Annotated in this window: 20 protein-coding genes; 10 read left to right on the plus strand and 10 right to left on the minus strand. The window is 67.2% G+C overall.

The features are described from left to right. From VGO10_RS21765 to VGO10_RS18180, 4 genes are all read left to right on the plus strand, one after another. On the plus strand, window positions 1-146 hold a 146-nt coding region (locus VGO10_RS21765; RefSeq protein WP_349258965.1), incomplete at its 5' end, for an integrase core domain-containing protein. Window positions 147-181: 35 nt separating this feature from the next. Continuing rightward, window positions 182-646 (plus strand): hypothetical protein, encoded by a 465-nt coding sequence (locus VGO10_RS18170; protein WP_327471021.1) that lies wholly within the window; start codon window positions 182-184, stop codon window positions 644-646. A gap of 58 nt (window positions 647-704) precedes the next feature. After that, entirely contained in the window at window positions 705-1097 is a 393-nt protein-coding gene (locus VGO10_RS18175; protein WP_327471023.1) for a PIN domain-containing protein, read from the plus strand. 178 nt (window positions 1098-1275) lie between these two features. Then, window positions 1276-2466, plus strand: coding sequence for a hypothetical protein (locus tag VGO10_RS18180; RefSeq protein ID WP_327471025.1), 1191 nt, complete (start codon window positions 1276-1278; stop codon window positions 2464-2466). A gap of 27 nt (window positions 2467-2493) precedes the next feature. Here VGO10_RS18180 and VGO10_RS18185 read toward each other — a convergent pair whose 3' ends face one another. The 7 genes from VGO10_RS18185 to VGO10_RS18210 all read right to left on the minus strand — a co-directional run bounded on the left by VGO10_RS18185 (window position 2494) and on the right by VGO10_RS18210 (window position 7578). After that, the gene (locus tag VGO10_RS18185; protein WP_327471027.1) at window positions 2494-3489 is read right to left on the minus strand and encodes a hypothetical protein; all 996 of its coding nucleotides are present in this window, start codon (window positions 3487-3489) and stop codon (window positions 2494-2496) included. 1 nt (window position 3490) lies between these two features. Continuing rightward, entirely contained in the window at window positions 3491-3730 is a 240-nt protein-coding gene (locus tag VGO10_RS18190) for a hypothetical protein (RefSeq protein WP_327471029.1), read from the minus strand. A gap of 290 nt (window positions 3731-4020) precedes the next feature. Then, window positions 4021-5274: a site-specific integrase gene (locus VGO10_RS18195; protein ID WP_327471031.1), complete on the minus strand. Its 1254-nt coding sequence runs from the start codon at window positions 5272-5274 to the stop codon at window positions 4021-4023. 43 nt (window positions 5275-5317) lie between these two features. Next, window positions 5318-5767 carry a helix-turn-helix domain-containing protein gene (locus VGO10_RS21865; protein ID WP_414642261.1) on the minus strand — a complete coding sequence of 150 codons (450 nt, stop codon included), beginning with the start codon at window positions 5765-5767 and terminating at the stop codon, window positions 5318-5320. Window positions 5768-5785: 18 nt separating this feature from the next. Beyond that, window positions 5786-6685, minus strand: coding sequence for a nucleotidyl transferase AbiEii/AbiGii toxin family protein (locus tag VGO10_RS18200; RefSeq protein ID WP_327471034.1), 900 nt, complete (start codon window positions 6683-6685; stop codon window positions 5786-5788). After that, a complete protein-coding gene (locus VGO10_RS18205) occupies window positions 6682-7260 on the minus strand; it encodes a hypothetical protein (protein ID WP_327471036.1) in 579 nt (192 codons plus the stop codon). Before VGO10_RS18205 ends, VGO10_RS18200 begins: the two co-directional genes overlap by 4 nt. Window positions 7261-7410: 150 nt before the next feature. Then, window positions 7411-7578, minus strand: coding sequence for a hypothetical protein (locus VGO10_RS18210; protein ID WP_327471038.1), 168 nt, complete (start codon window positions 7576-7578; stop codon window positions 7411-7413). Window positions 7579-7841: 263 nt separating this feature from the next. Here VGO10_RS18210 and VGO10_RS18215 point away from each other — a divergent pair, with 263 nt between their 5' ends. The 4 genes from VGO10_RS18215 (at window position 7842) to VGO10_RS18230 (ending at window position 11357) form a co-directional block, all read left to right on the plus strand. Next, window positions 7842-9140 carry a hypothetical protein gene (locus VGO10_RS18215; RefSeq protein WP_327471040.1) on the plus strand — a complete coding sequence of 433 codons (1299 nt, stop codon included), beginning with the start codon at window positions 7842-7844 and terminating at the stop codon, window positions 9138-9140. A gap of 72 nt (window positions 9141-9212) precedes the next feature. Beyond that, window positions 9213-9629 carry a hypothetical protein gene (locus VGO10_RS18220; protein ID WP_327471042.1) on the plus strand — a complete coding sequence of 139 codons (417 nt, stop codon included), beginning with the start codon at window positions 9213-9215 and terminating at the stop codon, window positions 9627-9629. Between the two features lie 16 nt (window positions 9630-9645). Further along, window positions 9646-10587, plus strand: a complete 942-nt coding sequence (locus VGO10_RS18225; protein ID WP_327471150.1) for an MvdC/MvdD family ATP grasp protein — start codon at window positions 9646-9648, stop codon at window positions 10585-10587. Continuing rightward, window positions 10584-11357 (plus strand): hypothetical protein, encoded by a 774-nt coding sequence (locus tag VGO10_RS18230; RefSeq protein ID WP_327471044.1) that lies wholly within the window; start codon window positions 10584-10586, stop codon window positions 11355-11357. The genes VGO10_RS18225 and VGO10_RS18230 overlap by 4 nt, the downstream gene beginning before the upstream one ends. 159 nt (window positions 11358-11516) lie before the next feature. On the opposite strand, the gene VGO10_RS18235 is transcribed toward VGO10_RS18230, so the two are convergent. After that, window positions 11517-12011, minus strand: a complete 495-nt coding sequence (locus VGO10_RS18235; protein WP_327471046.1) for a hypothetical protein — start codon at window positions 12009-12011, stop codon at window positions 11517-11519. 54 nt (window positions 12012-12065) lie between these two features. On the opposite strand from VGO10_RS18235, the gene VGO10_RS18240 reads away from it, so the two are divergent. Further along, window positions 12066-13328, plus strand: a complete 1263-nt coding sequence (locus tag VGO10_RS18240; RefSeq protein WP_327471048.1) for a DUF4238 domain-containing protein — start codon at window positions 12066-12068, stop codon at window positions 13326-13328. Here the strand turns inward: VGO10_RS18240 and VGO10_RS18245 are convergent. Together VGO10_RS18245 and VGO10_RS18250 are read right to left on the minus strand one after the other, a co-directional pair. Further along, the gene (locus tag VGO10_RS18245; protein ID WP_327471050.1) at window positions 13304-13447 is read right to left on the minus strand and encodes a hypothetical protein; all 144 of its coding nucleotides are present in this window, start codon (window positions 13445-13447) and stop codon (window positions 13304-13306) included. The genes VGO10_RS18240 and VGO10_RS18245 overlap by 25 nt on opposite strands. Before the next feature lie 41 nt (window positions 13448-13488). After that, entirely contained in the window at window positions 13489-14226 is a 738-nt protein-coding gene (locus VGO10_RS18250) for a hypothetical protein (protein WP_327471052.1), read from the minus strand. Between the two features lie 142 nt (window positions 14227-14368). On the opposite strand from VGO10_RS18250, the gene VGO10_RS18255 reads away from it, so the two are divergent. Next, on the plus strand, window positions 14369-14854 hold the full coding sequence (locus VGO10_RS18255; protein WP_327471054.1) for a hypothetical protein: 486 nt from the start codon (window positions 14369-14371) through the stop codon (window positions 14852-14854). The last annotated feature ends 250 nt before the right edge of the window (window positions 14855-15104 follow it).

The raw sequence follows: 15104 nt of genomic DNA on the forward strand, positions 1-15104 counted from the left end.
TCTACCGCTCAAGCGACGAACGCACCGCGGCCCTTGACGGATGGCTCTGGCACTACAACCATCACCGCCGACACTCAGCCCTCGACCACCAAACCCCGATCACCCGCCTCAACCAGCGAAACAACCTCCACGGGACTTACATCTAGACGACCTGACTGCCGAGCGTGCCTTCCTCACAGACGTGCTCGTCGTCGAGGCCTGGTCCGGCATCCGCCTACCGGTGCCGGACGAGCCCGACGAGGCGTCCCTCAGCGCGCTGGCTGAGATCGCGGCGATCATCCGGGCGGAAGGCATGCGGGTCCGCTTCACCAGCGAGATCACCGGCGTCACGACTGGCCCCGCCGACAAGGCCAACCGACTCGTCCTACATGAGCAGATCGACCGCTCGCTGTGGGACGTATGGGTGCCGCTCGGTCAGGTCGACTACGACGTGCGAGTACGTGTGATCTCCTCGGTGGCTGCCGAGGCGGGGAGGTTCAACACGCGCTTCGAGCCACAGACAGATTGGCTCTGGGCACCGCTGACCCCGCCTACGACCGCGGCTTCCGAGCGCGTCCGGATGATCCAGGACGGGTTCGTGCCTGACTACGGCGACCCTGGCTCCAGGAGCCATCCGGACGCATCTCGTCGAGCGGAAAGCTGGTAGCCGACTGGGCGCTTGATAGCCCCGAGGATCAAGTCCTGCGCGAGGAGCTTCGCCGGCGATGGCCGACGTAGTCCTTGACGCGTGCATCCTCGTAGATCTCGAGCGGCAGGATCGGCGAACACGCGTCGCCGTCGACGAGCTCGTTGGGCGAGGCAGCGCGCTCCTCGTCGCCGGGGCGACCTACACCGAGGTCTGGCGCGGCCATCGTCACGGACACAGTTGGCACATGGAGCAGGCGCTTAGCGCGGTCGAAGCGGTCCCGACGACCGAGGAGATCGGTCGGCTAGCGGGTGAGGTTCTCGAAAAGGCGGGCGCCGAGCCGGCCCTACGCTTCGACGCGCTCGTGGTGGCGACCGCCGCGGTGGTGGGGGCCGACGTCCTCACCGACGATTTGCAGGACATCAACATCCTCGCGGCCTACGCGAACGTGCGAGTCCTCTCGGCGCTGTGACGATCTCGACATCCCGCTGCGGCCAGAGAAGATCCGAAGCATCAGGCAAGATCCGGGCACGATGAGCGGTACCAGCAGCTCAGGCCTCGTCGCCGTGCACGTCGCCCAGCCGGCTGCCGGGCGGGACCATTGGCACCAGACCCCGCCCATCGGGGACGTCGATTGGACGAAGCACGGCGTGGAACCGCGTTGGCTGGGGATGGAGACCAGCGACTGCGCCGCCGCGATCAACCCAAGCATCTTCCACAACCACGGCGCAGACGAGCTCCAGCGCTTTCTGGCCGGTTCGAAGGGTCGCGACGAAGTCGCCGTCCTCATCTCTACGATCCGCGACGACGGGCAGCGGTCGTCGTTCTTCGGGTCGGGCGGCAACATCGCTTTGCCGGGGATGACCGGCTTCATCGCGGGCAGGCGGTTGGGCGACGGCGCACACGTGTCGCTTGCTGCGAGCGCCTCAGGCGCTGATCGCGATCTAGGCATGCGGCTGCGTTCCTCCCGCCCACAGGAGGCGCCTTGGTGGAGCCTGTCGTTGCATGGCACGAGCACCGAGCCGGGGTGGCGAGAGACCACACATCGCGCGCCACTCGGACGACTCGAGCCGATCTTGGTCGACGGGCTCGGCGACCCGGTCGTCGCGGTCTGGGTTTCGGACGATGAAGACCAACGTTGGTACGTGGTCCCCGACGAGTCGAGTTGGGGCACCGTGCTCGACTGGCTGGTCGGGCACGCGCTTCCAGAGTTCGCACCGGATGCGTTGCGGCGTGTGCGCGCGCCGAGCTTCCGGGAGCCGTCGCTCGAAACGGCGCGCGAACGGATCGCGCGCGAGGCGCTGGAGGAGATGCAGGCTCGGCATCTCGCCGAACGGACGACCCTCGAGACCGAGCTCGCCACGGCGGAGGCGACAGCTGACCCGGTCCGCCATGGGCTGTTGTTCGGTAGCGGCGACGAGCTCGAGGTCGCCACCGAGACGGTCCTGCGGGATGCTGGGTTCGAGGTGCTCGTCCTCGACGAGAAGTACGGCACGGTGTCGGCCGACCTGCTGGCGACGTACAACGGCGACAGACGTCTCGTCGAGGTCAAGTCCTCCAGCGGCCGCGCCTCAGAGGCCCTCGTCGGAGCGCTGGTGCGGCACCTGCTGACGTGGCCGCAGATCGAACCAGATCTCCCGGTGACCGACGGCGTCCTGATCGTCAACGACCAGCACAAGCTCGCCCCAGCCGAACGCGCCGCCGACGTCTACTCGCGATCAGAGTTTGTGGACTCGCTGCCGGTCACGGTCCTCAGCACGCGCGCGCTGTACGAGCTCTGGCGCAACGAAGCATTCGACGCCATCCGCTCAGCCGTACTCACAACGCCGGCGAGCACCTAGACGGCGTATCGCCTCACCACTCCCGTCTCAGGCACCTCGCCGAGCGGCGACCAGTCCCCCGCGGATGAAGGACACCAACTCCGTCCGGGCATCGGCCAAGCGCGCGGGATCGTAGACGATCGCCCGCCAGTCCTTGATGTCGAACGGGTTCTCGTCCAGGTTCTGGTTGAGGACCACGATCGGCTTTCCTGCGGCGTCGGCGAAGCCGAGCTCGAACATTACGTTGGGGTTGTAGCCCGTGACGTCCGCGACGATCAGCGCAGCGTTCAGGATCGCGTTGACGATCTGGTCGGTGATCCGCCCTGGCTCGGAGATGCCGTCTGCGCGCTGCCATCTCAAGTCCGCAACCGTCGCCGCGACCTCGCCGCACGCCAGCTCGATCATGTCGTGGACGTTGTTCGACCACTCGTGCTCGAACGGCATGACGATGAGGATCGAGGGGGCAAGCTCCGCCGCGGCGGCCGGCTGATAGGTCGGCGGCGTCCAGCGGCGAGCGCAGTACTCGTCGATGCTTTGGACGCCGCGGAACGGTCGGACACGACGGTCAACCGCGAGCGACCATTCCGCTTCGATGCCACCGGAAAAGGACACGATGAACTCGGCGTCGATGAGCGCGTGCAGCTTCGTGACGGCGAGCCGGTCCCCAGCATCGATCCCGCCGGCGGCTAGGACATCGGCCCCGCTCACCGACAGCTCGCGCGGGGCGTCCACCGCCGGGGTGTACTCCAACTCGCGAGCTGCGAGCATCGCGACGACGGCCAAGAACCGCTGTAGGTCGTCCGCCAAGGCGGGAATGGCAGCCAAGGCCGGCACGCCCGCAATCACCTCGCTCTGCGGCCCGACTCCCGATGGCGACCACACAGTACGCGCCGGAAGATCGACGATGACGTCGTCGTAGTTCAAGCCATGCTTGTGATCCAGCACCGCCTCGACGTAGGCGTACTTGGGCCATCGGCCGCTCGCCGCAAACACCTCCGCGACAATCTCGATCAGCCGCAGGTGCCGCTCTTCAAATGAGACCACCTCAGCCATCCCGCAGCCGCCCCGGCGCGCGACGCTCGGAGCCCAGGCCGTCGAGTCGGTCAACCGTCGGTGCCAAAACCCGGCGCAGCTCGCCTGTGATCGCGACGGCCCTTTGGCTAATGGCCATGTTGAACAGGCGACCCGTTGCCGACGGTGCAAGCACGAGAGCACCGATGACCACCACCGCGGTCAAGCGCGGGACCAGGGCCTTGCTCAGCGCGATCACGTCGATGAGATCCACGGCTGTTGATCGTAAGCGGCGCGTCGGATCGCTCACCGCTACGAGCTGAAGACGGCAACGGCGGTGCAGGAGCGCTATACGCCGGGTCCAGCACGACCTTGCCCGGTGAACGGCCATCTTGCATCTCGCGCTCCTCCTTCAGGTCGGGGTCTCCTTCAGCCGGATCCGGATCACCGCCCGCACCTCCGAGGACCGACCCACCGAGGACGCAGGCGCATAGCCGCCGCGACGCGGGCTGGACGCGCTCGATATCGACGAATTCCGGAGACCCGCCGGTCTCTGATGGCCTCTCAATGGGCGGCATCCGTTCCAGAGGACGAGCGTGGCGCCCTCGCGAACGCCTCGTTGACCATCTCGACCTCTCGCTCCGACGGCGCGTAGTGCGCGTAGATCTGCGTGGTCTTCGCGTCAGCATGGCCGAGCAGCTCCTGGATGAACCGCAGCGGCTGTCCCGACGCCGCCAGCCGCGTCGCGAACGTGTGCCGCAGGTCGTGGAAGCGAATCACACGCACCTCAGCATCGCGGCACGCCTCCTTGAACCGCCGCGAGAGCTTCGAGCGATCGACCGGCCGACCGGTTTGCGGATGGGCGAAAACCAGGTCATCGGGCGCGCGATACGGCGTGCGCTCCGACCATGCCTCGAGAGCAGCAACGACGAGGTCGGCCATCGGCACTGATCGCCGCGTCGACAGGTCGGACTTCCCCTCCCCCGAGTGCTCACCGCGCACGAACGCGTTGCGAACGCGGATGCGCTGCGCCTCCCAGTCGACATCGCGCCAGCGCAACCCCAACAACTCGCTCTGGCGCAGCCCGGTCGCGGCCGCGACCAGCACGATCACCCGGATGACCGGACCGAGCACGTCCGGCGGAACCGGCGGCGAGGGACCGCGCCGGCCGCGGCGCGTCGGCGCCGGCTCGCGCGTTACGACCTCGTCCGGGATCGCGCCAAGCACCTTGTCGAGCTCCTCGAGCGTCAGGAACTGCAGGTCCGGGTCGACGTCACCGCTGCGCCGACGCTTGGGCCGCGCGGCGCGCCGCACCGGGTTCTCCACCGCCCACCCCTTGTCGATGGCGTGCTCGAAGACCGAGTGCAGAAAGGTGATGAGGTTGCGCACCGACTTGGGCGCAAGCCCGGCCTCCAACATCTGCTCAGCGACCGCCTCGACCTGGGCGGTCGTCACGCGGTCGACGGGCTTACTGCCGATGCGCGGCGAGATATGGACGCGTTGCATCGACTCGCAGTTCCCCAAGTAAGACTTACGCGACCCCTGGATCGTCAACTTGCTGCGCAACGAGTTGGCGGCATCGTCGACCGTGCGTCGTTCACCCGCCGCGGGCCGTGGCCGACGCTCCTCGGCCTCCTGCATCTTGCGAAAGCGCCTCTCGGCCTCCGCCCGCGTCAGACCGTCGGACTCTCCTCGAGCCCGCACCGCCCCGATCTTGCGGTTGAGCTTGCGCCCGTCAGCGGTACGCCACCGGCCGTAGTAGGCGTTCCGCTTCTGATCGATGTAGATGCTGCCGGTGCCGTAATCGCGCTTGGTCATCTTGACCTAGAGGCGCCAGCCGGCAAAACTCGCCCCCACCGTGTCAGCGCGCACGAGGCCCTCGCTGCGACTCGTCCAGCCAGCGCTCGATCGCTGAGCGTCGATAGCGCACGTAGCGACCGAGCCGCACGTGCGGCAGCGCATCGCGCCGCGTCTCAGCATAGACCCACGACCGCGTCACTCTCATGAACGATGCGACCTCATCGGCCGTCAGGAGCGGCTCGGAATCGTGAGGGCGGTCTGCGGTGTCCACATACCTCAGTCGACCACCCCCACGATCACCCCTCGCCCAATCGCATACCGGCCAGTAGCGTCCCTGCCGTGCCCGCCGACCACTCGCAGCTTGCCCGCCTTGCCGAGCGGCGGCGCCGCCGCCTCGACCATCGCGGACGCCCGTGGTCGACCTGACGCCTAAAGAGATCGAGCGATCCACCGGGACGGCGATGCGACTCGCGGGCGCCGCGGACTCGCAGGTCGAGGGCCGCACCGCCACGCGCGACAAGCCGTCGGCTTAGCTCCCAGAGGGCTCCGCCGACGACCACACCAACAACTCAGGGTTCCACTCGACCAGGCCGGTCTCGCCGGCCAACACCGGGTCCCAGAACGTGGCCGCCACCGAGAACCCGGACGCGAGATCAGCGTCTGCCGGCAGATGCTCGACCAACGTCGCCCACGGGCGCACCCAGTCACGCGGCGGCGACGCGAGCGCCTGCGGCGGCTCGTGCGTATCACGCCGCTCGAAGATCGCCGCGACCGCCCGTCGCAGCCGTTCCTCGTCGACGGTGGTGGTGTGGGCGATGACCACGATGTCGACCAGGTCCTTGACGCGCGAGCTCGGCTGGCCGCCGGCATAGGTCCGCGAGTAGGCATGCAACTTCTCAGCGAGGTGCTGCTCAACGGCCAGCGCGGGCACGACGATCGACGTGATCTCGGCGAACTCGAGCAGACGAGACGCGGTGAGCGTCACCGGCTCCACGACGGGCGGCTTGCCGAACCCAACATCGATGGCGACGCGCTCGAAGTCACGACCGGCGAGCTCGGCCCGGACCGTCCACCGCTGTCCTCCGCCAGCGAGGTCGTCGTCCATCGCGGCGCGTTGGACATCGAAGCTGAACATGTCGTCCATCTCCAGAGCCGCAGCATCGAGCAAGAGCTCGGTGGCCTGCTCCTCCCCCACGGCCCAGTCGATGTCAACGTCCTTGGTCGTTCGCGCGCGTACGCCAAGGCGCAGTTCCAGCGCGAACCCACCCTTGAGCAGCCAGGCGTCTGGGGCGACGACCTGCAGGCGGGCGAGCAGCCGCTCGAACACGATCCGCTTGCGCAATCGCGACAGGCCGACGCCATCGGACCGCTCGTCCTTGAGCCGCGCTTCCAATGCGGCCCGGAAGGCGCCGGCGGTTGCGTACCTCACGAGTCGGTTCCGGTGGCCGCGGCGTGGAGTCGTGCCTGCCAGGACTTGGGCAGTTCCTTGCTCAGTCTGGTCAAGGTCGTCATGCCGCGGCTCAGCGACTGACGGACCGCGAGATCGACTTGCTCGGTCCAGCCATCGCCGCGGACGACGTCGGCGATCGTGCGCTCCACACCGGTGACGGGAACCCCCAAGACCTGGCGCCGGTCGCGCCCGCTGATCGGCCGATCGGTGAAGTGCGCGCGAACCCCTTCCGGGATCGTCGTGCCGCGCTTTGCCCGAGGCATCGTCACGTGGACCTCGTCGGCGATCACGTCGGTCAGATCCAGCAGCTCCAACGCGCTGACGTTCGAGACGACAGCGTCCGCGCGCGACAACCCCAACCAGACCGGGACGACATGCTCGTGCGGTGCGCTGGGGAAGCGACGCAGGCGATAGACAGCCCGACCGGCGCGCTGCAGCATCCCGCCCTCGCGAGCGTGATAGGTCAGCGTCGATCGCGCGACGCCCGCGTCGATCGCCTGCTGCGCCGTGAAGTAGCCGCCTTGCGGCTCGGCCACCGCATACAAGCGATCCACAGCACCATTGTCACGGGTATCGCCAACTAAGCTGGCCATACACGTGACAGTAGCTTGTGCCCGGCCGGAAGTCCATATCAATCGGGGCGCCCGGCCGAAGCGGCGCCTGAACAGGCGGGCCGCTACTCCGACCACGCCGGGCGCGGACCCTCACTCCACGTCAGGGACCCCGGCCGGGATGCGCACGGTCGCGGTGCCGGAGACGGTGAGGACGTCGGGGTCGACGTCGCTGAGCACCTGCCCCCACGGCGTGCCGTACACATCGAGGAGCGGCTCGCCCAGCTCGTCGACGTCGGACACCTCGATCTCAGGCTTCACCGACAGCATCCTACGCCCGCCCGCCAGGCTCTCCTAGCTGCCGATCACCACGCTGTCCACCACTCCCGTCCCGTGAATGACACCGCCGGCCGACATGCCGGAGCCTGTACGTTCGAAGGCGTGGCTCGGCATCGATCCCGACGCCGAGATCGACGGGCAAGTCGTGACCCGCCCGGTGCATCCTCTCGACGTGCAGCCCGCCTGAGGGCGCCGGCCCCTCGGCCTCCGATGAAGCAGTCTGTCGTTGGTGCGAGGATCTCTGCATGGGACCGAGCACGATCTTCGACAAGTCGGCGTTGCAGGCGCTGAGCGTCGACGAGTCCGTGTGGTTCGAGGCGTTCTTCAGCGCGATCCTCGTACCCGTGTTCTATGTCGAGACGCTCGCCGACCTCGAGAAGAACACGCGCGGCCGTGATCCCGAGGACGTCGTCGGGCGCCTGGCCGAGAAGACGCCGGCCAACGCGGCGCCGATCGTCTTCCACCGAGATCTCCTGCTGTCCGAACTGGGCGGCAACGAACTCGACCTCGTCACGCGCCGCCCAGTCCTTCGCGGCGGCAAGGTCAAGCGGGCCCCTGACGGCGCGGTCGGCGTCCACTTCGACGACTTCCCCGAAGCGGTCGCGCTGCAGCGCTGGCAGGCCCGTGAGTTCGAGGAGGTGGAGCGGACGGTGGCCAAGAAATGGCGCTCCAGCCTCGCCGAGCACGACCCGCAGCGGGTCATCGGGATGGTGAAGAACATCCTCCCCACCGACACGAAGATCTCGGACTTGGCCCAGCTGAAGGAGCTGATCGACGGCTTCTGCGACAGCACGGACCCTCACGTCCTGCAGCTCGCCCTCGCTGTCCTCGACGTGCCGCCCGACCACCAGGCCCACGCCCTCGCGCGTTGGGGCGTAGCCGGACAACCGGCACTTCCGACCTTCGCGCCGTACACCACGCACTGCTTCAAGGTTGACCTTCTCTACCACCTTGGAATGCTGCGCAGTTTCATCTCCGGCGAGCGTGCGAGCAACCGCGCCGACATGGAGTACCTCTATTACCTGCCGTTCGCGAGCGTGTTCGTCTCGGGCGACAAGCTGCACCAGAGGACGGTCCCTCTGTTCGCACGCCCCGACCAGTCCTACATCCCGCACACCGGCCTGAAGGCCGCATTGCGCGACCTGGACGACCATTACAACGGGCTACCCGACGAGGTCAAGCAGCTCGGTGTGTTGAGCTTCGCCGCATACCCGCCGCTGGATCGCGACGGCAACCTCGTGCCGCGCCTGTGGGACCTGCACATGTCATCCGAGTGGCGCGCGATGGCGGAGCGCCACCAGGCGAAGCTCCACGGACCGCGCGACGAGGAAGCCGAGCGCGAGATGGTTGCCGAACTCAATCACCGGATGCGCGAGGCCCAGGCAATCGAGGACGGCGACTCCGGACCCGTGCTCGACGACGACGGGCCGGAGTACATGGTCATCACCCGCCACGTCTTCCCGACCAAGGGCAAGTGGCGGATCGTCCCCGAAGAGGCCGAAGACGTCGGCGGGAAGCCCGGCGACAAGGCTCCGCCGGCTTGAACCGGGCGTGTCCCCCGCGTTCCGGCGATGACACGGTGACGGCACCGTCCGCCGCTCCGGTAGGTTTGCGGTATGGCCGAGCTGTTCGCTGAGCGGTTCCTCGTCACCCCAGAGCCTGGGTCTCTGCCGGTGCCTGACCGTTACGACGAGGCGCGAGGCCTGAGCCTGAGTGCGGATGGCCGGCCGTTCATCGAGGCCGACGCCGAGCTTCTGGACACCCACACAGTCACGTTCACCGATGCGGAGAGCAGTGACGACGATCGTGATCGCGTGACGGCGGCCGTCCACACCGAGACCCGGGCAGCGGGCGAGCAGGCCGATGCTGCCTCATGGGCGCGCACCGAGACCGCCATCGGGCGCGAGGCGCCGGACATCGCGCCAACGGCTTGGGCGTACACCGAGACCAAAGCCATGGGCGAACCGCACGATCACTCGGCCGAGCCCTGGCTGACGACCATCACCAAGGCTGACGGCGAACCCAACGACTGACGGGCCGCTGCTCATCATCACGAACCGTTCCGACTTCACCTCGGACTTTCTCGTGCTTGAGCTTGAGCGCCGCGGCGCGCCGTTTGTGCGCTTCAATACCGAGGACTACCCAACCCAGACGCGGGTGTCCTGGACCGAGAGCTCCGGCACCGAGCTCACCATCTCCGGCCGTACGCTCGAGCTCTCTCGGGTCCCAGCCGTCTGGTATCGGCGCCCGGTACCTCCCGCGGTCCCTGCCGACTACGACCGCGGGCAAGCACAGTGGGCCGCCGACCAGGCCCGTGAAGCGCTGGACGGAGTCTGGAGGACACTAGACGCGCGGTGGGTCAACCACCCTGACAACAACCGCCTGGCCGGGAACAAGCCCGAGCAACTCCGGCGCGCCCGGTCATTCGGGCTCAACGTGCCAGCAAGCCTCGTCACCAACGACGCCGGCCGTGCCCGCCACTTCTATGACGAGCACCCGGGCGGAGTCATCGTCAAGCCAGTGCTCAGCGGCCGGCTGACGATCGGCGGTGCTGAGCAGATCTTCTTCACGTCGCGCCTTGGCGGTGACGAGCGACAACAACTCGACGGGCTCGGGCCCGAGCCATACCTCCTCCAAACGCTGGTCGATAAACGCTACGACGTCCGCGTCACCGTCATCAACTCGGAGGCCTTCGCGACGCGGATCGACAGCCAGTCGGACGCTGACGCGCTCGTGGACTGGCGACGCGGCCACACACCGACCTTGGACCACACCTGCATAGAGCTGCCGGACGAGATTGCCGAGCGTTGCCTGCAGCTCGTCCGGTCCTACGGGCTGCTGTTCGCGGCCGTCGACTTCGCCGTTGACCAGGACGGCCGGTACCTGTTCTTCGAGATCAACCCGAACGGCCAATGGGCCTGGATCGAGCACCGCACCGGTCAACCCCTACGCGCACGGCTCGCCGACCTTCTCCTAGGGACCAGCACGTGAACGCCGACGACGACTCCAGCCACGAACCGCCCGCTGCGACAACGCCTTACCAACCCGCCGCGTTGGGATGGCTGAGGAGCACCGGGCAATGGCTCGAGCAGACGATCGCCCCGACCGACGCGGAGAAACGTCGCTGGTGGTGGGAGCGGCTGTTCGTGCCAGTCCCAGGGCCGACCCACTACCTCATGTCCGAGGAGGAGATCGCCGCCAACCTCAAGCCCGCAGAGGCGCGCAGCGACCAGGTGCTCGCCGAAGCCCAAGCGCAATTCGACGAGCCGTTCTCGCGCAGCGACGGCATCGAGCGCCGCGCAACGACGCTGCAGGGCGCCGTCACCATTGCCGCCAGCTTCGCACTCGCCGGCGGTGCGCTGCTACTCGACACAGGAAAGGTCTCCTCGTACGGCTGGAGAGTGGCACTGGTGCTCCCTTACGCGATTACGATCGTGAGCTTGCTCGCTTGCGGCCTGCGAGCCCTTCGGGCAACGTCTCGCGTTTTGGTCTGGCACTACCCAGATCCGGAGGGGGTGCTCAAGCGCGTCACGCAGTCGGATGACAAAGCTCGCATCGCACGCGCCGCCGAGCTCCTGTACTCAGCGGGACGCAATCAGGCGACCGTCCGCTACAAGGTCGCCCAGATGCGGGCCGCCGCTCACTGGTTCGCTCTCGCACTTGCCGCCCTGCTCGTCACGACTGCCCTGTTCTGCGCCTACGTGATCACGCGCAGCGACCCGCCCGTCAAGCCGTCGCCCACCAGCGCGCGAACGTCCTGACGTAGAACAGCGACGATGTGTCGAGCGACCTGACCATCGTCGCCTGACCGGCCGAACTCGGAGCCGTGGAACTCTCGCCAGCTCGGCGGCTGCGGGTGCGGGAATAGACGATAGGTTCAGGGCTATCTTGGCGCCTGCCAGCCCCGCGTCAGATGGCTTTCAGTGCCGCAGTTCGGACGGAAGTTCAGCGCCAGCGTCTGCCATCAGGTCGCTATGCATCCGCCGCGCCGCAACCTCGAACGCCTCGAAGTACCGCTCCACCGCGAAGTACCAGCGGCCCTCAGGCGCAACCGCAACGCCCGCCGGCTCGACACCTTTCAGCATGCTGATGGTCGCGACACCCTTGATGAGGTACTCGTGCGCCATGCCACAGCGAAGCAACTTGTACACGTTGTGACCTTCGTCGAGGAGCGACGCATACGGGGCCCCGAGCTCGCGGAAGAAGGAGTCGAAGTTGGCTCGAGACTCCCCTTGCGCGAGAGTTCCGCGCCTGACGCCGCCGAGGACCTCGGTGTAGCACAGGAGACCCAACGCGCACAGGAAGTTGCCGGCGCTCTCGCCCGCGGCCGCGCGATCGATCTCGCGCCGCACATCGGCGATCATGAACCCGAAGACGTACTCCCTGAAGAAGCTGTCGATGTCGTTGTGACTCATGGCGGCATATTCGCTCACTCCGAGCGTCCGCCCGCCGCGCCACCATTTCCTTCGATGGATGCCGACCAGATGAGCCTCCGCGATGCGTTCCTCTCCTCGCCTATGTACAAGGAGATGGAAAGCGTGCTCGCGGGCGGACGACCGCTGGCCTCCTCAAGCGCGAAGCGCCATCACTTCGTTCCCGCCATGGTTCTCCCCAACTTCGCGTCCGACGACGCAGGGTCACTCGTCTATCAGCTCGATCGGCACGCTGGCGCGCCACGTCAGGTGCCGATCTCGCGCGCAGCCTCGCGCCGGAACCTCTACACCCTCGCCGACGCGGACGGCACCCAGCACCGTCGTATCGAGACATGGCTGGCAGAGGTAGAGGGCCACGCCGCGACGGCGATCCGCGCGCTGTTCTCCGACCCGCGCCGTGTCACTCGAAACGACGCTGCGACAATCGCGATGTTCATCGCCATGTTGATGGTCCGCACACCAGCCGCGGCCGAAGCCGAGCGGAAGCGGGTCGACCAAGCGATGCGCATCAAGCTCGCGTGTCGTCTGGCTGATCCCGAGGCGTTCGCCGAGAGGGGCATCGGCGACGAAGCTCTTCGGCAGCGGACCCTAGAGGGACTCCGAGACGGGTCGGTCGCCTATCCAGAGGAGGATCAAGTCGGGCTCCGCACCGGGTTCGACCGACTTGGTGCCGACTCGCAATTGATCTACCAATTGCAATGGACGTTGCTCCTAACTGACGAGGGCAGCTTCATCACCTCCGACCGTGGCATCGCCATGTACGACCCTGAGCTTCCCTGGCCGTGGACCGGCAACGGTCTGAACTCGTCACCGACTGCCGAGACCACGGTTCCGCTCAGCTCGCAGGCGTGCCTACTCCTCACCCCTGGCGGATCCTGGAGTGGCCGCGCGGTTCGCCACATCGGTCGAAGCCAGGTCGACACCGTCAACCTCCGCACCTACGGGTGGTCTGATCGTCACCTGTTCGGCGAGAACCAAGCTCTCCTTGACCATGTGCGGCGCCAAGCGCGAGCGACACCGAAGCGCGTCCCTCGCCCACGGCCCGTACGCAATGTCATTACCTTGCCAGCCAGGCCCGGAGATGACCAATTCGCCGCCACCAACCGACGCCGCGGCTGGCCGGAGCAAGTGCCGATCAAGGACGTTCAGCATGACTATCGCGTCCTGGAGATCGACGAGAACCCCGTCGACGTCTGTCTCGACGTCTGGGCTACCGCGGCCCGACGCGGCAAGGGCCGACGCCCCGTACTTGGAATGATCCCGCGCGAGACCCCTCACAGCGCGCCCGACGGTCTCTGAAACAGCACACCGCGCTCGCTGCTCGCGCGCATCGCGTCGTAGTCGCCTTCAGCCAGCTTGGCAAAGGCGAAGGAGAACGCACTGGCGACCGCCCCCAAGCGGCGTTCAACCGGGGCCACCGCCAGAAGATGGATGAGCTGATGCGGCTGTTCTGACTCTCCTAAGAGAGCAGAATGTCGGCTTGCGAATCGACGCAGACGCGCGGGTGCGGCCTAGGCAGCAACGATGGGCCGCGAGGCCTTGTGCACCCGCCCGAGCGCACTGTCTCTTCTCCGGCGTCGCGCTCCACGAAGATCGCCAGCGGTGATGGCAGGGCAAGACGCTCAAGCGCCCACGCCAGCCACGTTGGCTCTGCGGCGTAGACGCCCCGCCAGAACTCAGCGGTTTTGGGCGGGGTTGCAACGGTCGGGATCACCAGCGTCTCGCGCACGCGTAGAGGCGAGACACGGCGACGCAGAATCGCGCCGCCGTCCCGGGCGCTGAAGTCGTCGTCAGGAAGGTCGCCTTGGTTGAGCAGCAGGCCGGAACTGATGACGAGACCGTCCAGAGCACCGAGCGCCGGCCGGGCGATGGCGGTCAATGCCTCAAGCTTGGCCGGCAGCGTGGCTGCCGCCCAGTGGGTGAACTGCCATAGACCGTTGAGAGCGTCCAGCCGCAACCAGTTCGGGCCTGACTCAAGGGCGATCTCGGCCTTCTGCCGGATCCTGCTGCCTACGCGCGCCCACGAATCACCGGTCATCTGCGGTCCGGTGAGTCCGTTGGCGGGTTCGTCTCCTCTTGGCACCACCTGCAAGTGGGCGCCAAAGAGCCGGATCGGAAACGCTACCGCGCCGATCGTCACCAGCGCTGCGTGCTGCGCAATCGTCCGCTCGAGTTGTTCGAGTTCGGTCGCGTCCAAGAGCCGGGATACGTCCCCTTCGACGCGTATGCCGAGCGATCGCTCTAGCCCACTGATCAGCTCGAATGCCTTGTCGGTCTGACGGCCTGCGTGGCGCCATGGATCGCTCGTGAGTACGACGCGAGTCTCGACTACGAATCGGTTGCCCTCCAGCTCGAACGAGACGTCCGCTGGTCGACGATTTCGTCGGTTCCGGCGGCTGACCGCCGAGACGCTCACGGAGCTCGATCAGCTCCCGGGCCAGATCCAGCTGGATCAGGTACTGCTCGACGCCCTCCAGGGTGTGGGGCATCTTGACCGGCTCCTCCCACTCGATCGCGCCGGGGATCAGTGCGAGCGCGACGCCGCGCGTCAGGCTCTCGCGCTCGAACGCGTCGATGAGATGCACCGCCGCGATCGCCGCCTCGCGCGCGTCCGGAGCGAAGGCCATGTCGCACGCTTCTTCGAGCATGCGATCCGCCGTCGCGCGCAGGAGTTCGCGCAGGTGGTCAGGGATGACGACCGCGTCATCGTCGGACGGGATAGCGTCCGGGGTGTCCATTGGAGTTACAGCTCCTTGGGCCATGCCCCCGGGCCGCGTGTCGGTCGCGGGGCGCTCTTTAGTTGTACGGAGAGATCGCTCTCCTAGGCCCGTAGAACTCAGAGCGCGAAACTCGCCCCTTGGGTGTCCCCTGCCAGACACGGTGAGCCAGTCGGCTAAGGCGCGTCTATAGCACCTAGCGCCGTCGGGCGTCCGTCCCGGCGAGCCCACACCAACTTCCGTCAGCTCGGACCAAGTCAGGGTGTGGTCGTATGCAAGGAGCGAAAGTGTTAGTCCCTCACTGGCGACGGCAGCGATGTCCACCGCAAGTGAGTGGACATCGTCGCTCTTCGTACCG

The organism is Baekduia sp. (genome assembly GCF_035996765.1).
Lineage (GTDB): Bacteria > Actinomycetota > Thermoleophilia > Solirubrobacterales > Solirubrobacteraceae > Baekduia.